Annotated in this window: 26 protein-coding genes and 2 tRNA genes; 10 read left to right on the top strand and 18 right to left on the bottom strand. The window is 41.0% G+C overall.

Going from position 1 to position 26,069, the window contains the following annotated elements; translation table 11 throughout:
- Positions 1 to 269: 269 nt before the first annotated feature.
- Positions 270 to 345: transfer RNA gene (locus tag L2672_RS13980), tRNA-His, on the bottom strand.
- Positions 346 to 391: 46 nt separating this feature from the next.
- Positions 392 to 468: transfer RNA gene (locus L2672_RS13975), tRNA-Arg, on the bottom strand.
- A 219-nt stretch (positions 469 to 687) separates the two neighbouring features.
- Here L2672_RS13975 and L2672_RS13970 point away from each other — a divergent pair.
- Positions 688 to 3,303, top strand: a complete 2,616-nt coding sequence (locus L2672_RS13970) for a sensor domain-containing phosphodiesterase (protein WP_248996453.1) — start codon at positions 688 to 690, stop codon at positions 3,301 to 3,303.
- 12 nt (positions 3,304 to 3,315) lie between these two features.
- Here L2672_RS13970 and rep read toward each other — a convergent pair whose 3' ends face one another.
- Positions 3,316 to 5,328, bottom strand: coding sequence for a DNA helicase Rep (gene rep, locus L2672_RS13965; RefSeq protein WP_248996452.1), 2,013 nt, complete (start codon positions 5,326 to 5,328; stop codon positions 3,316 to 3,318).
- Between the two features lie 144 nt (positions 5,329 to 5,472).
- Between rep and ubiK the strand changes: the two genes are divergently transcribed.
- On the top strand, positions 5,473 to 5,721 hold the full coding sequence (gene ubiK, locus L2672_RS13960) for a ubiquinone biosynthesis accessory factor UbiK (protein ID WP_248996451.1): 249 nt from the start codon (positions 5,473 to 5,475) through the stop codon (positions 5,719 to 5,721).
- 78 nt (positions 5,722 to 5,799) lie between these two features.
- Here ubiK and rlmB read toward each other — a convergent pair whose 3' ends face one another.
- The 8 genes from rlmB to zapE all read right to left on the bottom strand — a co-directional run bounded on the left by rlmB (position 5,800) and on the right by zapE (position 13,791).
- On the bottom strand, positions 5,800 to 6,552 hold the full coding sequence (gene rlmB / locus L2672_RS13955; protein WP_248996450.1) for a 23S rRNA (guanosine(2251)-2'-O)-methyltransferase RlmB: 753 nt from the start codon (positions 6,550 to 6,552) through the stop codon (positions 5,800 to 5,802).
- Between the two features lie 4 nt (positions 6,553 to 6,556).
- Positions 6,557 to 9,025, bottom strand: coding sequence for a ribonuclease R (gene rnr / locus L2672_RS13950; RefSeq protein ID WP_248996449.1), 2,469 nt, complete (start codon positions 9,023 to 9,025; stop codon positions 6,557 to 6,559).
- Positions 9,026 to 9,060: 35 nt separating this feature from the next.
- A complete protein-coding gene (locus L2672_RS13945; RefSeq protein WP_248996459.1) occupies positions 9,061 to 9,699 on the bottom strand; it encodes a tetratricopeptide repeat protein in 639 nt (212 codons plus the stop codon).
- Between the two features lie 124 nt (positions 9,700 to 9,823).
- Positions 9,824 to 11,119 carry an adenylosuccinate synthase gene (locus L2672_RS13940; protein WP_248996448.1) on the bottom strand — a complete coding sequence of 432 codons (1,296 nt, stop codon included), beginning with the start codon at positions 11,117 to 11,119 and terminating at the stop codon, positions 9,824 to 9,826.
- A gap of 67 nt (positions 11,120 to 11,186) precedes the next feature.
- Positions 11,187 to 11,375 (bottom strand): DUF2065 domain-containing protein, encoded by a 189-nt coding sequence (locus tag L2672_RS13935; protein WP_248996447.1) that lies wholly within the window; start codon positions 11,373 to 11,375, stop codon positions 11,187 to 11,189.
- A 195-nt stretch (positions 11,376 to 11,570) separates the two neighbouring features.
- Positions 11,571 to 11,963: a 30S ribosomal protein S9 gene (gene rpsI, locus L2672_RS13930; protein WP_248996446.1), complete on the bottom strand. Its 393-nt coding sequence runs from the start codon at positions 11,961 to 11,963 to the stop codon at positions 11,571 to 11,573.
- Positions 11,964 to 11,978: 15 nt separating this feature from the next.
- Positions 11,979 to 12,410: a 50S ribosomal protein L13 gene (gene rplM / locus L2672_RS13925; protein WP_248996445.1), complete on the bottom strand. Its 432-nt coding sequence runs from the start codon at positions 12,408 to 12,410 to the stop codon at positions 11,979 to 11,981.
- A gap of 271 nt (positions 12,411 to 12,681) precedes the next feature.
- Positions 12,682 to 13,791 carry a cell division protein ZapE gene (gene zapE, locus L2672_RS13920; RefSeq protein ID WP_248996444.1) on the bottom strand — a complete coding sequence of 370 codons (1,110 nt, stop codon included), beginning with the start codon at positions 13,789 to 13,791 and terminating at the stop codon, positions 12,682 to 12,684.
- A 288-nt stretch (positions 13,792 to 14,079) separates the two neighbouring features.
- Between zapE and degQ the strand changes: the two genes are divergently transcribed.
- Together degQ and degS are read left to right on the top strand one after the other, a co-directional pair.
- On the top strand, positions 14,080 to 15,429 hold the full coding sequence (degQ, locus tag L2672_RS13915; protein ID WP_248996443.1) for a Do family serine endopeptidase DegQ: 1,350 nt from the start codon (positions 14,080 to 14,082) through the stop codon (positions 15,427 to 15,429).
- A 126-nt stretch (positions 15,430 to 15,555) separates the two neighbouring features.
- A complete protein-coding gene (gene degS, locus L2672_RS13910; protein WP_248996442.1) occupies positions 15,556 to 16,629 on the top strand; it encodes an outer membrane-stress sensor serine endopeptidase DegS in 1,074 nt (357 codons plus the stop codon).
- A gap of 53 nt (positions 16,630 to 16,682) precedes the next feature.
- Here degS and murA read toward each other — a convergent pair whose 3' ends face one another.
- Genes murA through L2672_RS13875 form a run of 7 tightly spaced genes read right to left on the bottom strand, consistent with a single transcriptional unit; the run spans position 16,683 to position 21,313 of the window.
- Positions 16,683 to 17,942 (bottom strand): UDP-N-acetylglucosamine 1-carboxyvinyltransferase, encoded by a 1,260-nt coding sequence (gene murA / locus L2672_RS13905; protein ID WP_248996441.1) that lies wholly within the window; start codon positions 17,940 to 17,942, stop codon positions 16,683 to 16,685.
- 13 nt (positions 17,943 to 17,955) lie between these two features.
- Complete coding sequence (locus L2672_RS13900) at positions 17,956 to 18,207, bottom strand: BolA family protein (RefSeq protein ID WP_248996440.1); 252 nt, start codon at positions 18,205 to 18,207, stop codon at positions 17,956 to 17,958.
- A gap of 47 nt (positions 18,208 to 18,254) precedes the next feature.
- Positions 18,255 to 18,575, bottom strand: coding sequence for an STAS domain-containing protein (locus L2672_RS13895; RefSeq protein WP_248996439.1), 321 nt, complete (start codon positions 18,573 to 18,575; stop codon positions 18,255 to 18,257).
- A complete protein-coding gene (locus L2672_RS13890; protein WP_420833166.1) occupies positions 18,572 to 19,213 on the bottom strand; it encodes an MlaC/ttg2D family ABC transporter substrate-binding protein in 642 nt (213 codons plus the stop codon). Before L2672_RS13890 ends, L2672_RS13895 begins: the two co-directional genes overlap by 4 nt.
- Positions 19,214 to 19,223: 10 nt before the next feature.
- The gene (mlaD, locus tag L2672_RS13885; protein ID WP_248996438.1) at positions 19,224 to 19,697 is read right to left on the bottom strand and encodes an outer membrane lipid asymmetry maintenance protein MlaD; all 474 of its coding nucleotides are present in this window, start codon (positions 19,695 to 19,697) and stop codon (positions 19,224 to 19,226) included.
- A gap of 37 nt (positions 19,698 to 19,734) precedes the next feature.
- Complete coding sequence (gene mlaE / locus L2672_RS13880; protein ID WP_248996437.1) at positions 19,735 to 20,520, bottom strand: lipid asymmetry maintenance ABC transporter permease subunit MlaE; 786 nt, start codon at positions 20,518 to 20,520, stop codon at positions 19,735 to 19,737.
- Positions 20,507 to 21,313 (bottom strand): ATP-binding cassette domain-containing protein, encoded by an 807-nt coding sequence (locus tag L2672_RS13875; RefSeq protein ID WP_248996436.1) that lies wholly within the window; start codon positions 21,311 to 21,313, stop codon positions 20,507 to 20,509. Before L2672_RS13875 ends, mlaE begins: the two co-directional genes overlap by 14 nt.
- Before the next feature lie 248 nt (positions 21,314 to 21,561).
- On the opposite strand from L2672_RS13875, the gene L2672_RS13870 reads away from it, so the two are divergent.
- The 6 genes from L2672_RS13870 to lptB are packed head-to-tail and all read left to right on the top strand — an operon-like array spanning position 21,562 to position 25,958.
- Complete coding sequence (locus L2672_RS13870; protein ID WP_248996435.1) at positions 21,562 to 22,524, top strand: calcium/sodium antiporter; 963 nt, start codon at positions 21,562 to 21,564, stop codon at positions 22,522 to 22,524.
- Positions 22,525 to 22,557: 33 nt separating this feature from the next.
- Positions 22,558 to 23,535: a KpsF/GutQ family sugar-phosphate isomerase gene (locus tag L2672_RS13865; protein WP_248996434.1), complete on the top strand. Its 978-nt coding sequence runs from the start codon at positions 22,558 to 22,560 to the stop codon at positions 23,533 to 23,535.
- Positions 23,536 to 24,099 carry a 3-deoxy-manno-octulosonate-8-phosphatase KdsC gene (gene kdsC, locus L2672_RS13860; protein WP_248996433.1) on the top strand — a complete coding sequence of 188 codons (564 nt, stop codon included), beginning with the start codon at positions 23,536 to 23,538 and terminating at the stop codon, positions 24,097 to 24,099.
- Positions 24,096 to 24,656, top strand: a complete 561-nt coding sequence (lptC, locus tag L2672_RS13855; protein ID WP_248996432.1) for an LPS export ABC transporter periplasmic protein LptC — start codon at positions 24,096 to 24,098, stop codon at positions 24,654 to 24,656. Before kdsC ends, lptC begins: the two co-directional genes overlap by 4 nt.
- Positions 24,643 to 25,227 carry a lipopolysaccharide transport periplasmic protein LptA gene (lptA, locus tag L2672_RS13850; RefSeq protein WP_248996431.1) on the top strand — a complete coding sequence of 195 codons (585 nt, stop codon included), beginning with the start codon at positions 24,643 to 24,645 and terminating at the stop codon, positions 25,225 to 25,227. Before lptC ends, lptA begins: the two co-directional genes overlap by 14 nt.
- Positions 25,224 to 25,958 (top strand): LPS export ABC transporter ATP-binding protein, encoded by a 735-nt coding sequence (lptB, locus tag L2672_RS13845; protein WP_248996430.1) that lies wholly within the window; start codon positions 25,224 to 25,226, stop codon positions 25,956 to 25,958. The genes lptA and lptB overlap by 4 nt, the downstream gene beginning before the upstream one ends.
- The last annotated feature ends 111 nt before the right edge of the window (positions 25,959 to 26,069 follow it).

Below are 26,069 nucleotides of genomic sequence, written 5' to 3'. Positions count from 1 at the left end.
GATGCGCTACCGGGCTGCGCTAATCACCGAAAATCTGTCCTAGTATTTTGAGCTTATTGATACGAGGGTTAACCCTCTGCTCCACTCTTTCAAAGAGCCGTGATGCGCTACCGGGCTGCGCTAATCACCGAAAATCTGTCCTAGTATTTTGAGCTTATTGATACGAGGGTTAACCCTCTGCTCCACTCTTTCAAAGAGCCGTGATGCGCTACTGGGCTGCGCTAATCACCGAAAATTGCTTTGTGTCATAATCAAAACACTAGATTGAATGGGGTGACTGATGGGGCTCGAACCCACGACAACCGGAATCACAATCCGGGACTCTACCAACTGAGCTACAATCACCACTGATTTCAATCTACTAACCAAATTTTCAGAGCATAATACCGAATGGTGCGCCCAGAAGGATTCGAACCTTCGGCCTTACCCTCCGGAGGGGTACGCTCTATCCAGCTGAGCTATGGGCGCTCGCCTTGGTTAGCGACGCATATAGTAGGGATAAATTACCTCTACGTCTAGCCCTGATTTACTTTTTTTAACTGAGTGATTAAGTTTTGACTAATCCGCACACATTGCAAACAGTTTTACGATACATTTTATTACTTGGATCACATCTGCATTTATGTTAAATATATGTGTCTAACTAGGGATTTGTTATTGTTATAAATGGGATAGCACATTAAAACTATGGATAAGGATAATAATTGTCCCAATTTGCCCAAAAACATTCAATTACTTCAACGAAGAATTAGCCGACTTAAACGTCTAGCGGCAAAATACAAGCGCGCTGAAATAATCCAAAATACCCTGCTAGAAATTTCTAATATCGCCACCAAAGCGACTTCTCTTGACGATTTTTACAAAGGGGTTCATCTCCACTTACAACAATTAATTCCTGCTGATAATTTTTTTATTGCGTCACAAGATCCTGTAACCGGAATGATCAGTCTGCCATTTTTTGCAGATGAAAAAGACTCTCACCCAACAGAATTATATCCTGACGAAGAGATATCTGAAATTTTAAGTCGAGGTATTACCGGTTACGTTCTTAGAAAAGGCGAGCCATTTCTGTGTAGCAATGAAGGCTTTGACCAATTAATCGAGCAAGGTGAAATTGAAGGTTTAGGCTCACCTTGTCATCAATGGTTAGGCGTGCCGATTAAAAGTAAAGGCACTGTCAATGGTGTTTTAGTGGTGCAAAGTTATAACGAACAAATTAACTATGGTGATTTAGAGCTAGAGTTAATGGGGTTCATTTGTCATCACATTTCTGGAGTAATGGAAAGGCTATTACACAATGAACAACTTGAAATCGCCATTGAAGAACGTACTCGAGAACTCAGCTTTGCCTATAACAGCCTTAAAGCTGAGGTACATGAACGAGTAAAAGCGGAAAAACTTCAAAAATCATTATTTCAAATTACCGAAATATCATCGCTAAACATCCAACAACGTGATTTTTACACTCGAATACACCAAGTTATTAGCCAATTAATCCCTGCTGATAACTGCTTTATTTCTCTGATTGAAAAGAATAACACGTTATTTTTCCCTTTCTACGTTTCTCAAATGGCCAAAAAATATCCTGAAAGCCGTTTAATGAAAGATGGGTTAACGGAATACATTATCAAACACAAAAAGCCTAAATTATTTAGTGCTGATGATATTGCACTATTAGTCAAACAACGAGAAATTTATACCCAATCACCAGAGTTAAATAAAACTCAAAAAATGCATCAGTGGATTGGTATTCCGCTATTTATTAATGGAGAAGTTGTTGGCGCACTGACTATTTATAGTTTAAACGATCAACAGATATACCAAAGGCGCGACCTTGACCTACTGACTTTTGTTTCACAACATATTGCCAACGCCATTGAGCGGAAAAATGCCGCGGAGTCTCTCAAACGTAGTCACGAATTACTAGAAGAAAAAGTTAACACAAGAACTCAAGCACTTGCTCAGGTAAATATCAATTTGCAAGCGGAAGTCAATCAACGCCGTAAAATTGAGGCTCAATTAGTACATGATGCACAGCATGATGGATTAACTGGCTTACCCAATCGTAATTACCTCATGGAGCGTTTATCGCAAGCGTTAAAGCATGTTAGAAGACATGGCTTAGATCAGTTTGCCCTGCTGTTTATTGATTTAGACCGTTTTAAAGTCATCAATGATACCTTTGGCCACTTAGAGGGTGACCGTTTTTTAATTGAAACCGCTAAACGCTTAAAAAGTTGTATTAGAGACAATGACACCATAGCCAGAATGGGCGGCGACGAGTTTATTATTCTGCTAGATTCAATTCATGGCACAACCGATGCGATTGAAGTGTGCGAGCGTATTTTACATCAGCTCAGCCAACCTTTTATTTTAGCCAATCAAGAGTTCAAGTCGGGGGCAAGTATCGGTGTCGCTTTTAGTAACAATAATAAATACGATACCAGCGAGTCTATTTTACGCAATGCTGACAGAGCCATGTACCAAGCTAAATCAAAAGGTAAAGGCTGTTATGTGATTTTTGACTCACAAATAGGCTATCAGTCAGAACAGCAAAGTGATTTAGACAAGCAATTTAAATTAGCAATTAAAAATCAACATATTGCCATCCACTACCGGCCTATTTTTGATTTAGCCACCAACACTATCATTGCCATTGAGCCTCAAGCATCGTGGCATACTGAACAACATGGGAGTTGGGATCACAAAAAGCTCAATCAATTGGCCTTTAATAATCAATTATCGTTGATTTTTGAAGATTATATTTTTAAATCACTTACCAAAGACTATCAACAACTTAAGCAAAAATATGGCGTTGCTACGCGACTTTATATGACTATTTCAAGTCAACATGTGAACCATAAGCATGCCCTTCGAGGATTAAAAAACACCTTAAAAACCAGCGTAATCGACCTGAGTAAATTGACGATATTTTTTAACGAGAATTCACTCGTGAAAGATATTGAAAACCATTTAAATGCTTTTGAAATTATTGAGCAGCTGGGGGCTAAAATTGGCATTGATAACTACGGTACGGGCTACAGCTCATTAAGTAGCTTAAGCTATTTACCCTTGAGTACCATAAAACTCGATACTGAAATCAGTAAGCATATGTTAAGTGAAACCCAGCTTAAATTGGTTCAAGCATATCGATTATCTGTTGAAGCGTTAGATATCCAAATTGTCGCGACGGGTATTGATACATTGCAGCAATTAAATCAATTTACCGCGCTGGGTTATCAAATAGGGCAAGGGCGCGCCATAGAAAAAAAGCTTCAAACAGTGTCTCCCCTGAGTGCTTAAGCTTTTAGTCTGTTACTTTTTAAATAAGTCCCGTAAATTAGCAATATTAGCCTTACCTGACTCAACTCTTTGTTGTTCAGTTTGTACTGGTTTACGGTTTTCCCAAATCAAATCATCTTGCGGCAGCTCAAGCAGGAAACGACTTGGCTCACAGCGCATGGTTTCACCAAATTGACGTCGCTCGCGGCATATCATAAACCATAACTCTCGCTGTGCTCGGGTGATCCCCACATAAGCAAGGCGGCGCTCTTCCTCAACATTATCTTCATCAATACTTGATTGGTGCGGCAAAATGCGTTCTTCCACGCCTACCATAAACACAAATGGAAACTCTAAACCTTTTGATGCGTGTAAGGTCATTAGCTGAACCTGATCACCACCTTCATCTTCATTATTGCGCTCCATCATGTCGCGCAATGTTAGCCGTGTTACCACTTCTGGTAAGGTCATTGGCTCGTCTAACTCATCACCTTCAAGCATTTCAGTGACCCAACGATAAAGCTCAGAAATATTCTTCATCCGCATTTCTGCAGCTTTGGCACTGGTACTATTTTCGTATAAGTAGTCTTCATAATTGATACTTCTGATCAGCTTTTTCAGCGCATCAACAGGTTCACCACGAGTGGCCATTTCACCCGTATCAACAATAAACTGGCCAAATTGATATAACGATTTAACCGCAGCAGGTGCCAATTCATGATTCAGCTCTACGTCAAAAATAGCTTCAAACATTGAAATATGCTTACGATTGGCAAAGTTGCCTAAACGCTCTAAGGTTGCAGGCCCTATTCCTCGTTTAGGTAAATTCACCACCCGTAAAAAGGCATTATCGTCATCAGGATTAACCACTAATCTTAAGTACGCCATAATGTCTTTAATTTCAGCGCGGGCAAAAAATGAGGTACCACCGCTTAATTTATAAGGAATACGGTTGGTCATTAAGGCCCGCTCTAATAACCTTGACTGATGGTTACCTCGATACAAAATAGCGTAATCACCAAACTTAGATCGCCCGACAAATTTGTGGCGAATAATTTCAGCGACGACCCTCTCAGCTTCCTGTTCTTCATTAGCCGCAATCAGCACTCTTAATGGCTCACCATAAGCCAGCTCACTAAATAATGACTTATCATAAACATGAGGGTTATTGGCAATAAGAATATTGGCAGCGTGTAATATTCTTTGGCTTGAGCGATAATTTTGCTCCAATTTAATTAATTTTAATTTGGGGAAGTCTGTACCTAATAACACCAAGTTTTGCGGTTTAGCTCCGCGCCAAGAGTAGATTGACTGGTCATCATCACCTACCACGGTAAATCGAGCACGTTCACCCACTAACAGTTTAACTAACTCATATTGGCTGGTATTGGTATCTTGATATTCATCAACAAGCAAATATTGAATACGAGTTTGCCAGCGGGTACGCACCTCTTCATTCATGCGTAATAATAAGGTTGGAAGCAAAATCAGATCATCAAAGTCTAGCGCATTATAGGCTTTCATGTGCTGAGCATAACGTTGATAAAGCATGGCAAATAACTGGCTTTGTTCGTCTTTAGCCAGTTTGCGGGCTTGCTGAGGTATAACTAGCCCGCCCTTCCAATTAGAAATAGCAGAGGCTAGCGCTTTAATCAGATCTTTATCTTCATCTAGCTCATCTTGAGTTAATTCTTTTAATAAGGCGAAAGTGTCCTGATCATCAAATAACGAAAAACCCGCTTTAAGACCTAGCACCTTATGCTCACGCTTAATGATTTCGAGCCCCAAGGTATGGAAAGTAGAAATCCACAACCCACGTGCCTCTTTGCGCCCCATAGATTGCGCCACACGCTCTTTCATTTCACGAGCCGCTTTATTGGTAAATGTCACCGCCGCAATATTACGGGCTTTGTAGCCACATTTTTCAACAAGGTAAGCAATTTTATTGATAATCACCCGGGTTTTACCACTGCCCGCGCCAGCTAACACCAAGCAAGGGCCTGAGACATAATGTACAGCATCATTTTGTCCGGGGTTGAGTTTCATAATTAATTGCATTCCTACCTATATAGACGAAGGCGGATCATAGCAGATGAAAACTGGCTAGAGTTAATAATTTTCAATGGATATTTTGCTGCAAGCTGACGCCTACGCTACAATGGCATTAATATTTGCGTAGGAACAAAACTGATGATTAACCCTAAAAAGATTGAAGAAGTCGCCAAACAATTAAGTGATAACCTACCGAGTGGCGTAAAACAATTTGCCGCGGAGTTTGAAGAACGCAGCAAGCATATTTTACAAAGCCAACTAATGAAGCTTGATGTAGTGTCTCGTGAAGAATTTGAAGTTCAGCAACACGTTTTATTAAAAACACGCGAGAAATTAGAAGCATTACAAGCTCAGGTGAACGAATTAGAAAAGCGTTTAGCTGACTAACTTGCACTAAAAAAAATCAATAAAAAAAGCGAACATATTACTGTTCGCTTTTTTATGCTGTCTATCCTGCCTAAAAAACTAGCCTAGACGCTGACGTACCGCTTCAAATAAACAAATACCTGTTGCTACAGAAACGTTCAAACTTGAAACTGTACCTGCCATAGGGATAGAAATTAACGAGTCGCAGCTCTCACGGGTGAGTCGGCGTAAACCTTTACCTTCAGCACCCATCGCAATGGCCAAGGCGTCCTTTAAATCAGCTTGATATACATTGCTGTCTGCTTCACCTGCAGTACCCACAATCCATACACCTTTTTCTTGAATATAACGCATAGTACGCGCCAAGTTAGTGACCTGAAATAAAGGCACTACTTCAGCTGCACCACAAGCAACTTTACTGACCACAGAAGTTAAGCCTACAGAGTTATCTTTTGGCACGATAACGCCATGTACCCCTGCGGCATCCGCATTACGTAAACACGCACCTAAGTTATGTGGGTCGGTTACCCCATCTAATATCAGCAAGAATGGCTTTTTTTGCTGGCTTTCTAGCTTAACCATTAAACTGTCTAGGTCATTTTCAGTCAGCACTTTAGCGGCTTTTACTCTGGCAACAACGCCTTGGTGTTGCGAGCTATCCGCTTTTTCATCTAACACTTTACGCGCTGAACGCTGTGACTTAATTCCTACCGCTTGAGCCGCAGCGACTAATGGCGCTAACCGTTCATCATCACGGCCTTGTAATAACCACAGTTCAATGACACGTTCTGGACTGTTTTGTAACAACGCTTCAACCGCGTGGATACCAAAAATGATTTCTTGTTTTTTCATTTAACTATTTACTCTTACTGCGTTTAGCGGTTGTTTTACTTACACCAGATTGACTAGAACGAGTCTTCTTAGGACCAGTTTTCTTTACTTTAGGCTTTTTAACTGATGACTTTTTAGTTGCTGATTTTTTACGTTTATCAGCCTCTTGTGGTTTATCATCGGTCACTTTTTTACGTCGACCACCGGCTTTAGGTTGATCTGATTTAGCGTGTTTGGCGCCTTCTAAGTTAACTCTTTCACGTGCCGTCAACGGCTTGTTACTGTTACGGCGCTTGCCTTTGCCTTTGTTATTATCAGTTAGCATCACCAAATCAATTTGGCGATCATCTAAATTCACCGCAGCAACTTTAACACTCACCGCATCACCGACTTGATAAGTTTGCTTAGTATTCTCGCCCACTAAACGCTGACGCATTGGGTCAAATTGATAATAATCACTGGCTAAGCTGGAGATATGTACCAAACCATCAATAAATAAATCATTTAAGCGAACAAACAAACCGAAGTTTGTCACTGAAGCAATAACGGCTTCGAAATCATCACCCACATGATCTTGCATGTATTCGCACTTTAGCCAATCACTTACATCACGTGTTGCTTCATCAGCTCGACGTTCAGTGGTAGAACATTCTTCGCCTAATACATCTAATTCATCAAGGGTATAACTGAAACCACCATCTTGGGTCCATTTCTCTTTGACATCGCCATTTTGATTAGCCAAAAGATACTTAATCACCCGATGTAAAATAAGATCAGGATAACGCCTAATCGGTGACGTAAAATGAGAATACTCTTCAAGAGCTAAACCAAAGTGGCCTTCATTATCTGGAGTGTATATGGCTTGACGCATCGAGCGTAATAACATCACTTGAATCAGCTCGCTATCAGGCCTGTCAGCAATTTTCAGCATCAAATTCTGATAATCTGCAGGAGTTGGCTCTAAGCCGCCTTCCATTGATAAACCACGTTCTGATAAAAACTCTTTGAAGTTAGTTAGCTTTTGCTCAGATGGTGCTTCGTGCACGCGATATAACACTTCACCTTTATGCTTTTTAACAAACTTAGCCGAGGCAACATTAGCTAAAATCATGCATTCTTCAATGATCTTATGAGCTTGATTACGACCTCTAGGGACAATTTTGTCAATTTTACGCTGCTCGTTAAAAATGAACTGTGTTTCAAGAGTTTCAAACGCAATCGCGCCTCGTTCAGCTCTTTTACTATCAAGGGTTAAATACAGTGACTGTAAACACGTTAAGTGAGGTAACAATGCTTCATGTTCAGGCAGTACTGCACCACCTTCAAGCATGTCTGCCACTTGGGTATAAGTGAAACGTGCATGTGAATGCATCACCGCTGGATAAAATTTATAGCCAGACAATTTCCCACTAGCGGCAATAGTCATTTCAGCCACCATACATAAACGATCAACCTTTGGATTAAGAGAACATAATCCATTAGAGATCTTTTCAGGCAACATTGGGATCACTTGCGACGGGAAGTAAACAGAGTTACCCCTTGCGCGAGCTTCAGTATCTAACGCGGAATCGGTACGAACATAATGACTGACATCTGCAATGGCTACCCATAAACGCCAACCACCGCTGGGTTTAGTTTCAGCATAAACTGCATCATCAAAATCACGGGCATCTTCACCATCAATAGTCACTAACGGTAGATGACGTAAGTCGACCCGCCCTTGCTTATCAGCTTCAGGCACTTCATCTGGAATGCGTTTTAATTTCTTTTCAATAACTGGCGACCAAGTGTGTGGTAAGTCGTAATTGCGCAAAGCAATTTCAATTTCCATACCCGGAGCCATGGTTTTACCCAGTACCTCAGTGACTTTACCCGCTGCTTTAATAAACCGACCAGGACGTCGAATAAGCTCTACTACTACAACGTCGCCCGCTCTTGCGCCATTTTTGTCTTCTTTAGCTATCAGTATTTCTTGGTTAATTCTGCGGTCATCGGCAATAACAAATGCCATACCACCATCAACATGATACCGGCCCACTAAAGCCGCACTGCGTTCTTGCACTAAACGTACAATTCTAGCTTCACGGCGGCCACGGCGATCAGTACCCGCTTTTTGCGCAAGCACTTTATCACCATGAAAATACATCAGCATGTCACGATTATTAATAAATAAATCGTCACCGCCTTCATCAAGCTTTAAAAAGCCGAATCCATCGCGATGCCCAATAATTGTGCCAGACAATAAGTCCATTCTCTCAGGTAAACCATAACTTTGACCGCGAGTAAACACTAACTGACCATCTCTTTCCATTGCACGCAAACGACGGCGTAAGGCTTCTAATGGCTCTTCATCAGTTATATTGAGCGCTTGGGCTATTTTTTCACGAGTAACAGGTGACTTTTGGGAGCGCAAGTATTCTAAAATATACTCACGACTAGGAATGGGATTGTCGTACTTTTCTTGCTCTCTCTCTAAATGAGGATCGTTGATCATTCAATTTCCAAATCAAAGGCATCTCTATTTATGCCTTATTGTATATAAAGTTGTTGCTGCTGTGCCCGTTCAACAATACTGGTGGGCATTTGGGCAGCAAGTTGTTGTAATAATGACGTTGCTTCACGCTGCTTTTTTTCGTCATCAAAAATACTATTGTACAGCCAATGATAGCCCATTTCGTAATCATTTGGACTACCATAACCTTCTGCAAAAAGTTTAACTAGCATTAGCCGAGCATCAACATTACCTTGCGCTGCCGCCGGTAAAGTGTATTGCACCGAGCGGTGCGGATTTTTTACCACATATTTTCCGCGGTAATAGTAATCGGCTAATTTAAGCATGGCTTCTGCACTGCCTTGTTCGGCAGCAGTTTGTAACATCGCTACACCTCTGGCAGGATGCGCTTTAACACACACGCCATGAGCGAGCATCTCACCCCACAAAAACTGATAAAGAGGCTGCTGTAATACTTCGGCTCTTGCTTCAATATCTTGAACTAATTGGCATTCATCTAACTTTACCCGTTTAAGATACTGATCATTACGAATAAGATTAATTAATTGTTCATCACTATAAATATCAAACGCTGCAGATTCAGCTTTTACGCTTTGAGCAGATAGACCTTGAAAGAATATGATACTTAGCAGTAATAAAAACTTAAACATAACCATTCCCAATAACCGATGTTGATACTCCATTTATCGGCAGCTAAGGATTATTCTATAGCTCTTAACACGTCACTGAAAACTCTACTTATTAAAAAGGCCGCTAAACGCGGCCTTTTTGATATTGAGATTAGTTAAATGGATTAACTAAAATCATGGTCTCATTTCGGTCTGGACCGGTAGAGATAATATCAACTGGGGTTTCTAACAACTCTTCAATGCGCTTAATGTAGTTAATTGCTGCAGCGGGTAGCTGTTCAATTGACGTGGCGCCGAAAGTGTTTTCTTTCCAACCAGGCATAGATTCGTAAATAGGTGTCACTTCCTCATAACCTTCTGCGGCTAAAGGAGTTACCTTAGATACTGAACCATCAGGGTATTCGTAACCTACACAGATTTTAACTTCTTCTAGACCATCTAATACGTCTAGTTTAGTTAAACAGAATCCGCTGACACTGTTGATTTGAACTGCACGGCGCATAGCCACTGCATCTAACCAACCTGGACGACGTTTACGACCAGTAGTAGCACCAAACTCTTGACCTTTTTCACCAATATAATCGCCAAGTTCATTAGCTAATTCAGTTGGGAAAGGACCCGCACCTACACGAGTGGTGTAAGCTTTCATGATACCTAATACATAATCAATATGACGAGGACCAAAACCAGAGCCAGTTGCTACGCCACCTGCTGTAGTATTAGAAGAGGTAACAAAAGGATATGTACCGTGGTCGATATCCAATAATGTACCTTGAGCGCCTTCAAATAGAATTGGCTCACCTGCTTTACGAGCAGTATCTAATAGCTCAGTCACGTCAACACACATGCTCTTGAGGTAATCAGCAATCGCCAATGCATCATCAAGAGTTTGTTGATAGTCAACCGCTTCTGCTTGGTAGTATTCGGTTAGCATGAAGTTGTGGTACTTCATCACTTCTTTCAATTTAGACGCAAAAAGCTCTGCATTGAATAAGTCACCAACACGTAAACCGCGACGAGAGATTTTATCTTCGTATGCAGGACCAATTCCGCGACCCGTTGTACCAATAGCTTTATTGCCACGCGCTTTTTCGCGAGCAATGTCTAATGCACAATGGAAAGGAAGAATTAGCGGACATGCTTCTGAGATCAATAAGCGTTCTTCGACAGGGATACCGCGCTCTTTAAGCATTTTGATTTCTTTCATCAATGCGTCAGGAGCCAATACAACACCATTACCGATTAGGCATTTTACGTTATCACGTAAAATTCCAGACGGAATTAAATGAAGTACGGTTTTATCACCATCAATCACTAAGGTATGACCGGCATTATGGCCACCTTGGTAACGAACTACGTATTTTGCCTGTTCTGTTAAAAGGTCGACAATCTTACCTTTGCCTTCGTCACCCCATTGAGTGCCGAGTACGACTACATTTTTGCCCATTATTTGCTGCAAGGTTGTGGTATAAAGTGGAATTTTAACAGATTTTAGGGGGTTATAGGCAAGTTTTTTATTGAAAAATAATCAACAAAACAATCCCTGCAGTGACTAAAGATCCACCTAAACGTCTGAGAACATTTTGATTTTGGCTTGAAAGCTCCAATAAATATTTTTTCCATTTTTGTGGAGCAAGTAACGGACCTAAGCCTTCAACAATCAAAACCAATGCTAAAGCCATGATAAAAACTTGCGTAGTCATTCTTTTTCCTCAATTAAAATTCGATATTTTTATCGGTAAAAATAATTAAAAGCCTCAATTAATCTACTCATGACCCTTAGTTAAATGTTTAAAATACTCACTTAGTCGCCAAACAATAACAGCAAAAAAACATAGCAAATAATAAGCAATAAAAAACCCAGCATAAGCTGGGTTTTTTTGTCTTCCAAAAACGAATTAACGTTTTGAGAATTGTGGCTTACGACGTGCTTTACGTAGACCAACTTTCTTACGCTCAACTTTACGAGCATCACGGGTAACAAAACCAGCGCTGCGTAAAGAAGGACGTAATGCTTCGTCTAACTGCATTAATGCACGAGTAATACCGTGACGAATTGCACCTGCTTGGCCAGTGATACCACCGCCTTTAACAGTTACATAGATGTCAAGTTTGTCAGTCATTTCAACTAACTCTAAAGGTTGACGAACAACCATACGAGCAGTTTCACGACCAAAATATACATCTAGTGGACGTTGGTTAACAACGATTTGACCACTACCTGCTTTAGCGAATACGCGAGCAGTTGATGTTTTACGACGGCCAGTGCCGTAGTACTGAGTTGCAGACATTAGCTTACTCCCGTATTAGATATCAAGAACTTGTGGTTGTTGTGCGGCATGGTTATGCTCAGCGCCAGCGTAAACTTTAAGTTTACGGAACATAGCACGTCCTAATGGACCTTTTGGCAACATACCCTTAACAGCTTTCTCGATAATCATCTCAGGCTTATGAGCTTGCAGCTTCTCAAAAGAAATCTGCTTAATGCCACCGATGAAACCGGTATGCGAGTAATAAATTTTGCCCGCAGCTTTGTTACCAGTAACAGTAACTTTCTCAGCGTTAATCACGATGATGTAGTCACCAGTGTCAACATGAGGAGTATACTCTGGCTTATGCTTACCACGTAAACGGGTAGCAATTTCAGTAGCGATACGACCTAAAGTCTTACCTTCGGCATCAACGACGAACCAGTCACGAGTGACTGTTTCTGGTGTAGCAGTAAATGTAGTCTTCATTTTTTGCAAAAACCCAATGTTTAAAATTCTGTCTCACATGCTATTCACATTATGTAAATAACACAAAATGAACCGATTCTTGCCCCTTCGAGCATGAATATTGGCTTAAAACTTCCGCCCAATTCGGCGGAGTAACGAGGGCAGGTGGCGGATTATACGCAAACAAGTTTTAAAAATCACCTGCTTTTTATAAAAAGCTGCAAATATTTTGATCGTTTTATCGGCAATTTTTTTGATGTTCGCCATGAATCATTTACTGCAAAAGACTCATTTAAGGTAAATGTTCCAATGCTAAATAATCATGAGATTGCATTTCAATGAGCCTAGAGCGACATCGACGGAACTCGAAAGTTAATAACCCTTCGGTATAAATATCTTCAAGGGCAACTTCAGAAGAAATAATTAACTTCACATTACGCTCGTAAAATTCATCAACCATCGCTAAAAAGCGTCTGGCAATATCATCACCCGTTAACTGTTCGCCCATTTGCTCAAGCCCACTCAGTAACACGGTATGATAAATGCGGGCGATTTCCATATAATCGCGTTGTGATCTTGGGCCATCGCACAAATCCCTAAAGTTTGCCAGCAGTACGCCCTGAGACTGCTGTCTAATGTCAATTGAGCGACCATCGATTTCAATCGCTTCTCTGTTAACATCAGATTCAGGTGCAAGTTGGTTAAAGTAAGTTAGTAGATTTTTATCAGCTTGCTCATCTAACGGATAGTGAAAAATTTCTGCCTGTTCCAATGTTCTAAGACGATAATCAATGCCTGAGTCGACATTTAATATTTCGCAGTGTTGGTTAATTAATGCGATAGCAGGTAAAAACCTAGCGCGTTGTAAGCCGTTTTTATAGAGGTCATCGGGAATAATATTAGAGGTAGCAACCAATGCGACTCCTTCTTTAAATAGGGCTTGAAAGAGGGTGCCAAGCAACATTGCATCGGTGATATCTGAGACAAAAAATTCATCAAAACAAATGACCTTATATTGGTCAGCCATATTTTTAGCGATAACTAAAAGTGGATCTTGTACACCTTTTAATTCATCTAAGTCATGATGTAATTGATGCATAAAGCGATGAAAATGCGCTCTCAGCTTTTTATCGTCCGGTAAAGCATCGTAAAAGGTGTCCATTAAATAGGTTTTACCTCTACCGACACCGCCCCATAAATATAACCCTTGGACACTTTTAGCGTTATTTTTACCAAACAGCGACAGAACCTTTGCCATACTTGATACAGGTACAGCTGCATTTATAAGTTCGTCGTAAACACGTTGTAAAGACTTTACTGCTTGCTCTTGTGCTGGATCATGAGAAAAATCTTCGCGTAAAAGATCTTGTTGATAATGCTGCCATGGGGTTAATTGGGTCACAAATAAAGCTCACTACAACGAAAAGTTGGCCAACATTTTATCATTAATGTTGCACGTGAAGTAACCGTTAAAAGCGATTAAATTAACCTTTGTTAATAGTTTATGAACTATTTCATTATCGCTATATCTGAATAATCACCACAACAATTAATAAAAAATTAATCCAACAAATTCTTCAAGCAACTGATTTATCTTTATTAACAATAGTATTAACGATATTTAATTTTGAATTCATGCATCTAAGCCACATATTTTCATTATCGCTTGAATGCCTAAGGAGCCCTATTAATGAAAACCAAACTTAGTTTACTTTCAGCAGCGCTATTAACCGCTTCATTAACAATGATGCCAGCCGTTTCTCATGCGGCGATACCTCAAACAGTCGACGGACAAGCCTTACCTAGCTTAGCTCCAATGCTTGAACGAACAACGCCAGCTGTCGTCTCTGTTGCGGTTTCAGGTACTCAGGTATCTAAACAACAAGTGCCAGATGTATTCCGTTACTTTTTTGGCCCAAATGCACCACGTGAACAAGTTCAAGAAAGACCTTTTAGGGGGCTAGGTTCAGGGGTCATTATTGATGCTGATGAAGGTTACATTGTCACCAATAACCATGTCATTAATGGTGCTGATAACATCCAGATTGGTTTAAGTGATGGACGTGAAATTGAAGCTAAACTTATTGGTGCAGACAAAGAGTCTGATATTGCCTTACTGCAGATTGAAGCTAAAAACCTCACAGCAATTAAACAAACCGATTCAGATGAAATAAGAGTGGGTGATTTTGCCGTCGCCATTGGTAACCCTTTTGGGCTTGGACAAACGGTAACATCAGGTATTGTTAGTGCTCTAGGCCGTAGTGGCTTAGGCATCGAAATGCTTGAGAATTTCATTCAAACAGACGCCTCTATTAATAGTGGTAATTCTGGTGGCGCATTAGTTAATTTAAATGGTGAGCTTATTGGCATTAACACCGCCATTGTCGCTCCCAATGGCGGTAATGTCGGTATCGGTTTTGCTATTCCTGCCAACATGGTCAACAACTTAGTCAATCAAATTATTGAGCATGGTGAAGTAAGACGTGGCGTTTTAGGGGTTTCCGGCCGTGATTTAGACAAAGAGCTAGCGAAAGCATTTGGCTTAGAAACCCAACACGGGGCGTTTGTCAATGAAGTCGTGCCAGATAGTGCGGCTGATAAAGCGGGCATAAAAGCAGGCGATATTATTATTAGCGTGAATGACCGTAAAATTAAATCTTTCCAAGAGCTTCGTGCAAAAGTGGCCACCATGGGCGCTGGAGTCAAAGTTAAGTTTGGCTTGATCAGAGATGGAGATAACGAAACAGTTAAAGCCACATTGGGTGAAGCTGACACAATTCAAGCTTCGGCAGGCGCTTTACACCCAATGTTGCAAGGTGCAACCTTAAACAATACCAGCAAGGGTATTGAAATCACAGACATCACTCAAGGCTCACCAGCGGCGATGTCAGGGTTGCAAAAAGGCGATGTCATTGTTGGACTTAACCGTACCAACGTCAAAAATCTTAAACAACTTAAAGATTTACTGGAAGATTCGAAAGGTTCTGCTGCACTGAAAATATTAAGAGACAACAATCTAAGCTACTTGATTCTCAGATAACCTCTAATGAGTTTAACTAAGATAATGTAAGTACTCGTTAAATTAAGCATCGTGGCTTTAAACCGCGATGCTTAATTTTTTTTGATATGCTACTATCAGCGTTCCAATTTCAACATCCATCAGACTATGAACTTAAAAGATACTGGCATTTATTTAACCAAAGCCATTTTATTTGGTCTGATCATGGCCGCTGTTTTTTTATTAGCGACGTCTAGCAACTCCCCTTTTTTTCAAAATGGCGCTAAACATTTAAATATCAGCAATGAACTTTCGTTTGCCAAGGCGGTAAGACGTGCTGCACCTGCTGTCGCTAATATTTATAGTTTGAGTATTGATCAACGCTCACCGCTCAATTCTAGCTCTCTTCAAGGGTTAGGTTCTGGTGTCATAATGAGTGAACAAGGTTACATATTAACCAACTACCACGTGATAAAACGCGCTGATGAAATTGTTATCGCTTTACAAGATGGCCGCCGATTTACTTCGGAAGTTGTCGGCAGCGACCCAGAAACGGATCTTGCTGTATTGAAAATTGATGGTGACAATTTACCCGTTGTGCCGATCAATTTAACCGCGCCTGCTTTAGTTGGAGATGTTGTCTTAGCCATTGGTAACCCATATAACCTTGGTCAAACAATTACCCAAGGCATTATTAGTGCCACTGGTCGCAGTGGATTAAGCTCGGGTTATTTAGATTTTTTACAAACCGATGCAGCAATTAATGCCGGAAACTCTGGTGGTGCATTAATTGATACCAGTGGTGACTTAATTGGTATTAATACAGCGGCTTTTAAAGTCGGTGGAGATAATAGTGGCAACGGTATCAGTTTTGCTATTCCTATCAAGCTCGCACATAGCATTATGAACAAACTCATTACTGATGGCAGAGTGATTCGTGGGGCATTAGGTATTTCGGGCGAACCACTGACGCCTGTTGTGGCACAAATTTTAAATTTACCCAGTTTAAAAGGAGTATGGGTAACCGGTATTGACCCTAGTGGTCCAGCCGCTAAAGCCGATTTACAACCCAGAGACGTGATTGTTTCATTTGAAGGCGATGAAATTCCAGGAGTTGAATTACTAATGGATAAAATTGCCGAAACCCCACCTGGAACAGATGTAACCCTTACGGTGATACGTCAAGGCAAGAAAGTCGCTGTGCCAGTGACCATAGTTGAAAAGAACTCATTTGAGCAGTAACAAAAAAGCCATCACATTGTGATGGCTCTTTTATTAGCAATTAAAACAATTGATTATGAAACTCGAATCACTTCGCCACCTAAGCCTTTAAACTTAGCTTCAATATGCTCATAACCACGGTCTAAATGGTATATGCGGTCAACAACTGTTAAGCCTTCAGCCATTAAACCTGCAATAACCAAACTCGCTGAAGCACGAAGGTCAGTAGCCATAACTTGCGCACCATTAAGAGATTCGATTCCCTCAATAATACAAGTATTACCTTCAAGTGCCATTTTAGCACCCATACGGCTTAACTCTGGCACGTGCATAAAGCGATTTTCAAAAATCGTTTCGGTCACTCTGCCAGTACCTTCAGCTAATGCGTTAAGTACACAAAACTGTGCTTGCATATCGGTAGGGAAAGCCGGATACGGTGCGGTTTTGATATTAACCGCTTTGGCACGTTTGCCGTGCATGTTTAGCTCAATCCAGTCTTTACCGGTATTGATTGTTGCGCCAGCATCTTCAAGCTTTGATAATACCGCTTCAAGGGAGCTTGGGTCAGCCGCTTCACAACGAATATGACCACGAGTGACTGCGGCGGCCACTAAAAATGACCCCGTTTCAATTCGGTCAGGCATGACACTATACTCACAGCCATTTAAACGCTCGACCCCTTCAATCTTTAAGGTGTCAGAGCCAATACCGGTTATTTTTGCGCCCATAGCGACTAAGCAGTTTGCCAAATCTGACACTTCAGGTTCACGAGCGGCATTTTCAATAACCGTAGTGCCATCAGCAAGAGCCGCGGCCATCAACAAGTTTTCAGTCGCACCAACGCTGACCATATCCATAAAGATATGTGCACCTTTTAAGCGGCCATCAACATGCGCTTTAATATAGCCTTCTTTTACTTCAATCTTGGCACCCATTAGCTCAAGGCCATGAAGGTGCAAATTGACCGGTCTTGCACCAATAGCACATCCGCCAGGAAGTGATACATCAGCTTTACCATAACGGGCAAGTAACGGGCCTAAAATCAATATTGATGCCCGCATGGTTTTAACTAAATCATAAGGGGCACAAAAATTATTCAAATTAGTGGTTGATATACGTACTTTACCCTCCCCTAATTCGTCAACGTCTGCGCCTAAACAGCGTAATAGCTTGCAACTCGTCGTGACATCACGAAGATTAGGTACATTTGATAACAAGAAGTCAGATTCAGCTAAAACACCCGCCATTAAAATTGGCAGAGCCGCATTTTTAGCACCTGAAATAACAACACTGCCGGTTAGTGGCTGGCTAGCTTTTATGGTTAATTTATCCACGTGAATCTCTAAATTACATATTGAAAAGTTTTTCACGCTTCCATTGAGTCGGCGTAAATGTCTTGATAGTTAAAGCATGAAGCTCGCCACTGGCAATTTGTTCAGCCAAAGGACCGTAAATGGCTTGTTGCTGTTTAACACGGCTCATGTCTTCAAAGCAGTCACCTACTGCAACTACTTTATAATGGCTTCCATCTGAAGTGACGTGTACTTCAGTGAGTGATAATGCATCAGCTAGAATTTGTTCAATAACTTTGCAGTCCATGAATTTTTACCTTTATTACAACCGCTAAAATTAGCCGTTAGGGGAAATTAATCAAATACTGAAGAGTTTTCAGTAAAAAAAGCATCTAAATCATATAACTCAATCATGCTTGTTAATTGAGTGCTCGGATTAACTAATAGGCGCGAATTGACTTCATTTGAAGCACTTTTCTGTTTAGCTAGGCCCTTTTTTAAGGCCAATAACATCGCGATGCCAGCACTATCTACATAATTTAAGGCGGACAAGTCTAACACTTGAGTCGATTCAGTAAACAGTTGATGTCGATTTGGCCACAATTGTGTGACCTCATCTTGCGTTAAACGACCTTGTAACAAACAAGTGTTACCTTGTTGTTCAAACTTAATCACGCTGCTTTAACCTCTTTTTGAATTTTTTGTTGCGTTTTATCATTCAACATAGTGATCACTGACTCAATACCTTGTTGGCGAATTAAATTTGAAATTTCAGATTGTTTTGAGGCCAATAAACTGACTCCTTCAGCCACTAAATCGAACGCTTTCCACGTATTATCTTTTAATCGTCGAGCCTTAAATTGAATTTTAATCGGTGGACGACCTTGCTCAATAATATTCACACTCACATCAACCATTTTTTCTTGGCTAAAGTCAGTTGCAGGAGAAAATGAAACCTTTTGATCGGTATATTCTGTCAGTGCCTGCGCATACGTAGCAATAAGATATCCTTTAAACGCTTCTACAAAACGTAGGCGCTGATCTTCCGTTGTTTCGCGTAAATATTGTCCCATTACCTTATAAGCCGCATATTTATAATCCACATGAGGCATCAACTCTTCCGCTACAATCACTTTTAAGTAACTCAAATCTTCATCGATAATGGCTTTATCTTTTTTAAAACGATCAAATGTTTGGTTAGCCACCTGCTCAACTAATTTGAAAGGGTCGGTTTCATCCACTTCTGCAGACCAAATTGTAGCGCTAAAAAATACAGTAACTGCGCTAATCATTCCCACTAACCATGTTTTCATCTATCCGCTCCTATTTGTCTTTTGAAGACATGCTGTACAGTAATTGTCCGATAAGATCTTCTAAAATCAACGCTCCACGAGTATCGAATACTTTGTCCCCTTCGCCTAACATGGCAATGTCATCATCCATAAAACCAGGCGTTAACCCAATAAACTGTTCCCCTAATAACCCAGAGGTAAGAATAGACATACTGCTTGTTTCAGGAAATTGATCATAGCGTTTATCCATTTTCAGGGTCACAATAGGCACCAACTTCCTGTCATCTAAAGTAATATCGGCAACTCGGCCAACAACCACGCCGCCTACTTTTACCGGCGCTCTAACCTTTAAGCCGCCAATGTTATTAAACTCTGCCACCAGAGTATAATGGCTGTCGCTGGTATCGACTTTGACATTGGCAACATTAAACACCAAAACACAAAAAGCCATTATCCCTGATAATAAGAATAGCCCAACAAGTAACTCTATCTTCCGTGTCAACATACGCTTAAACCACTTAAATTGTTAAATGAATAAAATATTAATTTCCGAACATGACTGCTGTCAGTAAAAAATCCAAGGCCAATACCGCTAAACTGGCTTGCACAACGGTTGAGGTTGTTGCCCTGCTGATACCTTCCGGATTAGGTTGAACCACATATCCTCTGTAAAGTGCAATCCATGTCACCACCACACCAAAAACGGTACTCTTTATTAAGCAATTAACAATGTCTTGTCGCCACTCGATAGAGGCCTGCAAAATTGACCAAAATGCACCACTATCGATACCTTTCCACTCCACCCCAACTAAATGTCCACCAAAAATACCGACTAAACTAAACATTAATGCCAGCAAAGGCATGCTGATCACCCCCGCCCAAAAGCGTGGCGCAATAATCTGCTTTAGCGGGTCAATGGCCATCATTTCTAAACTTGATAATTGTTCAGTTGATTTCATTAAGCCGATTTCTGCCGTCAAGGCAGACCCTGCTCGTCCAGCAAACAACAGTGCTGTCACTACGGGGCCTAACTCCCTTAACAAACTCAAAGCCACCATGGGGCCTAAACTGTCCTCTGTGCCAAAGTCGACTAAAATAGTATAGCCTTGTAAGGCCAATACCATGCCGATAAATAGTCCTGAGACTAAAATGATCACCATCGAGCGTACGCCAAGAACATAAAGTTGCTTCACTACTAAAGGCAATGTTTTAGTCGGGTTAGGCAAATGTGCCAGGGCGCCCCAAAGCATCAATCCAGCTTTACCAAAGCTGTAAACTAACGCAATAGCATAGCGTCCAACAGCAGCAATAAAATTAATCGGGTTCACTCAACAACTCCTGTTGATAATTTTTTGCGGGATAATGAAAAGGCACAGGTCCATCTGGTGCGCCCTGAATAAACTGAATGAGTTGCGGGTTGTCAGACTGTTTTAATTGTTCAGGTGTACCATGAGCAATAACCTTTTTTTCTGCGATAACATACACATAATCAGCAATTCCCAGTACTTCTTTCACATCATGAGAAACCACTACAGAGGTGAGCTTCAAAGCATTTGATAATTCGCGAATTAACTTAACGAGCATCCCCATTGAAATAGGGTCTTGGCCTGCAAACGGTTCATCATACAACACCATTTCAGGCTCTAGTGCGATAGCCCTTGCAAGTGCAGCTCTTCGTTGCATCCCACCCGATAACTCATCCGGCATCAGTGAAGCCGCGCCGCGCAAACCCACCGCTTGCAACTTCATTAATACAATTGAACGAATAATATCTTCAGATAAATCAGTGTGCTCTCGTAGAGCAAATGCCACATTGTCATAGACATTCATGTCGGTAAATAATGCGCCACTTTGAAACAGCATACTCATACGCTTGCGCACTTGATAAAGTTCAGTGCGTGATAATTGGTGCATATCAACGCCATCAAATAACACCGTCCCACTATTGGGCGTTAACTGTGCCCCTATCAACTTTAATAGTGTGGTTTTACCGATGCCACTCGGCCCCATAATCGCGGTCACTTTGCCTTTGGGGATGACCAAAGAAATATCTTCATAAATGACTTTATCACCTCGGTTAAAGCCCAAGTGATTAATTTCTACAAGTGGATTTTGCAACACAGTCGGTGTCTCTGACGAAGTAATAGAAGAGATAGTCGCCATCCTGGCTAATAAATGAAGATTAAATTTTACGCCAATGTTACCCAGCTAACAACTGGCTTACATTAAAAATACCCTTTTATAAAATCAAATTAATTTTAATCGTTCTTATTAAAGTTGTATAAACAGACAGATTGGTCGTTATTCTTACTTTCAATTTAGATAAAATACAGCGAAAATACGCAGGTTTTGAATCATCAAGGGATGTCATGTTAGTTAATATTTTATTGTTATGTGTAGGGTTAGCTGTTTTGGTTTTTAGTGCCGATAAGTTTGTCTACGGCGCATCTGCTTTTGCACGTAACCTTGGGCTACCGCCCATGTTAATTGGGTTAACAATTGTTGCAATGGGAAGCTCAGCACCTGAAATGTTTGTCGCTGCAACCGCATCACTTGAAGGCATGAATGATACCGCTATTGGTAATGTGCTGGGTTCTAATGTGGCTAATATTACGCTCATTTTAGGGATAACCGCGCTGTTTGGTGCCATTAGTGTCAGTTCAAAAACCCTAAAAAGAGAAATTCCTTTAATGCTCGCGGCCACCGTTTTAGCGGGCTATTTAATTCAAGATGGAATGCTGACGGTCATTGAAGGCGTGATCTTAGTTGTTGCCTTTTTAGTCATCATGATGGGGTTTATCTACCAAGCGATGTCGAATAAAGAACCCGATGCGCTAATAGATGAAGTTGACAGCGAGATACCAAAGGATGTTCCCACAATCCGTGCTATTATATGGATAATTATTGGTATGGTTTTACTCCCGTTATCAGCGGGTTGGATGGTAGATGGCGCAGTCGGTATCGCCAAGATTTACGGCCTTTCTGACTTAGTGATTGGATTAACGATTATTGCTGTCGGTACCAGCCTACCAGAATTAGCTGCCTGCATCGCTGGCATGCTAAAAAAAGAAGATGACTTAGCAATAGGTAACATTGTTGGGTCAAACCTATTTAATATTCTCGCTGTACTGGCTATTCCAGGGTTATTGTCTCCTGGCGCGGTGGATGCAACAGCGATAAGCCGAGACTTTTACATGGTACTGGGCACCAGTGCCGCTTTAGTCGTGTTAGTGTTATCCAGTGGCGCAAAGAAGCAGCTCACACGCTGGCACGGTGTATTATTATTACTGACCTTTATTGCGTACCAATACATGATTTTTAGTGCAACTTAGATGGGGCTTAAAGGTTTTTTAAGAGAGATAAAAATGGCAAGTGAAACGCAATTTCGTCAATGGGGACGAAACGTCATTGATATTGAGAAATCAGCATTAGATCACCTTTATCAATTTGTTGATTCAGCTGAGTTTGAGCAGGCATGTGAACTGATAATTCAATGCAAAGGCAAAGTGATTGTCATGGGCATGGGAAAATCAGGCCATATTGGCAATAAAATTTCAGCAACATTAGCCAGTACAGGCACGCCAGCCTTTTTTGTTCACCCAGGTGAGGCAAGTCATGGCGACTTAGGCGCCTTAGCTGAAAATGATGTCATTCTGGCCATCTCTAATTCGGGTGAATCGAGTGAAATTTTAACGCTATTTCCAGTGATTAAACGCATGGGAATTCCCGTCATTGCGGTGACCGGCAAGCCGGAATCAAACATGGCAAAATTTGCTCAAATTCATTTATGCATTGAAGTACCTGAAGAAGCCTGTCCATTAGGACTTGCTCCAACATCAAGTACCACAGCAACTTTAGTCATGGGAGATGCCTTAGCCGTTGCCTTATTACAAGCTAGAGGCTTTACCAAAGATGATTTTGCCCTATCACATCCCGGGGGCTCATTAGGCCGAAAACTGCTGCTTAAAGTCGATGACATTATGCACCAAGGCGCTGACTTACCGGTAGTTAAGCAGGATATCTCTATAACAGAAGCCTTATATGAAATTTCAAACAAAGGCCTTGGAATGACTGCGGTAGTCGATGACCATCAGTCACTTGTCGGAGTTTTTACCGACGGTGATTTACGTCGAGTAATTGATGCTGAAGTCAACCTTCGTACTACGGCAATTTCGCAAGTCATGACCAAACATTGTGTGACTTGTTCGACGAATATTCTGGCTGCCGAAGCATTACAGGTAATGGAAACAAAAAACATCAATGGACTTCTCATTGTCAATTCAGCGAACCAACCTATTGGTGCGTTAAACATGCTAGATATGGTCAAAGCTGGGGTAATTTAAATGACATCATCAACGACTCACCAAGGGTTTTATGGCCCTGTAAGCGACGATATTTGGCAACGCGCTCAAAAAATTAAATTGCTGATTTGCGATGTAGATGGGGTGTTTTCTGATGGGCGTATTTATTTAAGTAACGCTGGTGAAGAAACCAAAGCCTTTCATACCCGTGACGGTTATGGGGTGCGTTCACTACTGACCAGTGGTTTTAACGTTGCGGTCATTACCGGCAGACAATCTCAAATTGTTCAAAACCGCATGAGCGCGCTAGGGGTTAAAGATATTTATCAAGGCATTGATGATAAGTTTGTCCCGTTCGAATCATTAATGAAGAAGTATAACGTCAGCGCAGAAGAAGTCGCTTACATTGGCGATGACATGGTTGATTTACCGGTAATGAAAGTTGTTGGCCTAGCGGTATGCGTGGCGGACGGCCACCCCTATGTGAAGCAACACTGTCATATGACCACCACCATTAGTGGTGGGCATGGCGCATTACGCGAATTAACAGACTTGCTGTTACTCAGCCAAAACAAATTTGAACAAGCTCATGGAATGAGTATATGAGCCGCATCACTGTCGCGATTTGTGCCTTTTTTGGATTAGCGCTAGTGCTGTATTGGCAAGTGCAAGTGAAGCGAAACCAGCAACATGTGGTCATCGATTCAAGTATCGAGCGACCTGCTTATATTGCCAATAATCTGCGCACCACAGAGTTTAACGAACAAGGCTTAATAGAAAGCAAGGTTAGCGCTAAGTACATGGAGCATTACGCTAGCAGCAACACCACTAAGTTTACCCAGCCAATTCTGTTACTCTACCCAGAAAACGGCAAGGCTCAGTGGCGTGTTACCGCGCAAAACGCTTCTTTGGACCAACAAACAAATATTGTTAACATTGAAAACGATGTCATTATAGATGCCATCGATATAGAAGAGCCGCTACAATCTTTAGCAACTCAAAAAGTAACCTTTGACTTAAATACCATGATTGGTGAGTCACAAGAGCCAGTACAAATAAAAGGTATTGGGTATGATATTAAAGGTGTTGGGCTATTTGCAGATTTAAATGCTGAACAAATTACCTTACTTAGTCAGGTAGAAGGGACATATGAACCACATTAAAACATTACCAACTTTACTCAAAGGTACTGTTGTTATTAGCTGTTTACTGAGTCTTTTTTCAGTCAATGTTGCAGCTAAAGAAGGTGATCTTCAACAAGAGTTGAAAATTGCTGCCGTCAGTCAAAGAGCCGACATCAAAAACAACCAAATTATTTTTAATGGCCCCGTTAAAATTACCCAGGGCACGATTAATATCAATGCTGATGAATTACGCGCTTTCTCAGCTGAAAATGGCCAAACTAAAACTTTAGTGGCCATTGGTAATCCAGCGACATTCTCACAAGAAATGGATGACGGCAGAATTGGTACAGCAAGTGCCAATGAAATTCGTTATGACCTAGCCACAACAGGATTATTACTGACCGGCAATGCCAAACTAGATCAATCAGGCAGCCAAGTGACCGGTAATGTGATTCGTTATAATATTGAAGCGCAAGAATTAGTGGCAGAAAGTACCGGTAAAGGTGAAGACCGAGTCATCACTATTATTCAGCCTGAAAACTTTCAAACAGAAGAAAAGCCAAAACAAAAGCTTCCTCAAATCCCTGTAAAAAAACAAGGTAACCAATGAGCCAACAAATTACCTTAACGGCTGAAAACTTAGCAAAAAGCTACAAAAGTCGCCAAGTAGTAAAAAGTGTCAGTTTAACGGTTCAAACCGGTCAAATTGTAGGATTACTTGGGCCAAATGGTGCAGGTAAAACCACCACTTTTTACATGGTGGTTGGTTTAGTTAAAAGTGACAACGGCAGAATACTCATCGATAACGATGATTTAACCGACGACCCAATGCACTTGAGAGCACGCAAAGGTATTGGTTACTTGCCTCAAGAAGCCAGTATTTTTAGAAAACTCACAGTTCACGATAATATTATGGCGGTACTGCAGACTCGTAAATCTCTCACTCAAGACGAGCGTATTCAACAACTTGAGCATTTATTGGAAGAGTTTCACATTACCCACATCAGAGACAGCCAAGGTATGGCGCTTTCTGGAGGAGAAAGACGTCGAGTCGAAATAGCAAGAGCACTTGCTGCCAACCCTAAATTTATATTATTAGATGAACCTTTTGCCGGTGTTGACCCTATTTCAGTAATTGATATTAAGAAAATTATTCAACAACTGAAAAACCGTGGCTTAGGCGTATTAATTACTGACCACAACGTGCGTGAAACCCTTGATGTTTGTGAAAGAGCTTACATTGTTAGCCAAGGTAATTTAATCGCTGAAGGAACACCTGATGAGGTACTTAACAATCAACAAGTTCGGGCAGTATACTTAGGTGAACAATTCAAGCTATAGTTAATAAAATAACGGTATTTTAAACGCAAAGTCGAGTGACAATGCTAGTCACAATACTGATGATATAATTAATTATTTGTTGTATAAGCTTGTGAAAACACGAGTAAAACA

The sequence above is a fragment of the Shewanella gaetbuli genome (genome assembly GCF_023284065.1).
Classification (GTDB): domain Bacteria; phylum Pseudomonadota; class Gammaproteobacteria; order Enterobacterales; family Shewanellaceae; genus Shewanella; species Shewanella gaetbuli.
Note: the sequence above shows the minus strand (reverse complement) of the source record. Positions and strands in the feature narration are given on the sequence as shown.

Bases quoted from the DNA above. Each gene is read 5' to 3' on its own strand.
- L2672_RS13970 (WP_248996453.1), top strand. From the start codon at position 688: ATGGATAAGGATAATAATTGTCCCAATTTGCCCAAAAACATTCAATTA.
- rep (WP_248996452.1), bottom strand. From the start codon at position 5,328: ATGAAACTCAACCCCGGACAAAATGATGCTGTACATTATGTCTCAGGC.
- ubiK (WP_248996451.1), top strand. From the start codon at position 5,473: ATGATTAACCCTAAAAAGATTGAAGAAGTCGCCAAACAATTAAGTGAT.
- rlmB (WP_248996450.1), bottom strand. From the start codon at position 6,552: ATGAAAAAACAAGAAATCATTTTTGGTATCCACGCGGTTGAAGCGTTG.
- rnr (WP_248996449.1), bottom strand. From the start codon at position 9,025: ATGATCAACGATCCTCATTTAGAGAGAGAGCAAGAAAAGTACGACAAT.
- L2672_RS13945 (WP_248996459.1), bottom strand. From the start codon at position 9,699: ATGGTTATGTTTAAGTTTTTATTACTGCTAAGTATCATATTCTTTCAA.
- L2672_RS13940 (WP_248996448.1), bottom strand. From the start codon at position 11,119: ATGGGCAAAAATGTAGTCGTACTCGGCACTCAATGGGGTGACGAAGGC.
- L2672_RS13935 (WP_248996447.1), bottom strand. From the start codon at position 11,375: ATGACTACGCAAGTTTTTATCATGGCTTTAGCATTGGTTTTGATTGTT.
- rpsI (WP_248996446.1), bottom strand. From the start codon at position 11,963: ATGTCTGCAACTCAGTACTACGGCACTGGCCGTCGTAAAACATCAACT.
- rplM (WP_248996445.1), bottom strand. From the start codon at position 12,410: ATGAAGACTACATTTACTGCTACACCAGAAACAGTCACTCGTGACTGG.
- degQ (WP_248996443.1), top strand. From the start codon at position 14,080: ATGAAAACCAAACTTAGTTTACTTTCAGCAGCGCTATTAACCGCTTCA.
- degS (WP_248996442.1), top strand. From the start codon at position 15,556: ATGAACTTAAAAGATACTGGCATTTATTTAACCAAAGCCATTTTATTT.
- L2672_RS13900 (WP_248996440.1), bottom strand. From the start codon at position 18,207: ATGGACTGCAAAGTTATTGAACAAATTCTAGCTGATGCATTATCACTC.
- L2672_RS13890 (WP_420833166.1), bottom strand. From the start codon at position 19,213: ATGAAAACATGGTTAGTGGGAATGATTAGCGCAGTTACTGTATTTTTT.
- mlaD (WP_248996438.1), bottom strand. From the start codon at position 19,697: ATGTTGACACGGAAGATAGAGTTACTTGTTGGGCTATTCTTATTATCA.
- L2672_RS13870 (WP_248996435.1), top strand. From the start codon at position 21,562: ATGTTAGTTAATATTTTATTGTTATGTGTAGGGTTAGCTGTTTTGGTT.
- L2672_RS13865 (WP_248996434.1), top strand. From the start codon at position 22,558: ATGGCAAGTGAAACGCAATTTCGTCAATGGGGACGAAACGTCATTGAT.
- kdsC (WP_248996433.1), top strand. From the start codon at position 23,536: ATGACATCATCAACGACTCACCAAGGGTTTTATGGCCCTGTAAGCGAC.
- lptC (WP_248996432.1), top strand. From the start codon at position 24,096: ATGAGCCGCATCACTGTCGCGATTTGTGCCTTTTTTGGATTAGCGCTA.
- lptA (WP_248996431.1), top strand. From the start codon at position 24,643: ATGAACCACATTAAAACATTACCAACTTTACTCAAAGGTACTGTTGTT.
- lptB (WP_248996430.1), top strand. From the start codon at position 25,224: ATGAGCCAACAAATTACCTTAACGGCTGAAAACTTAGCAAAAAGCTAC.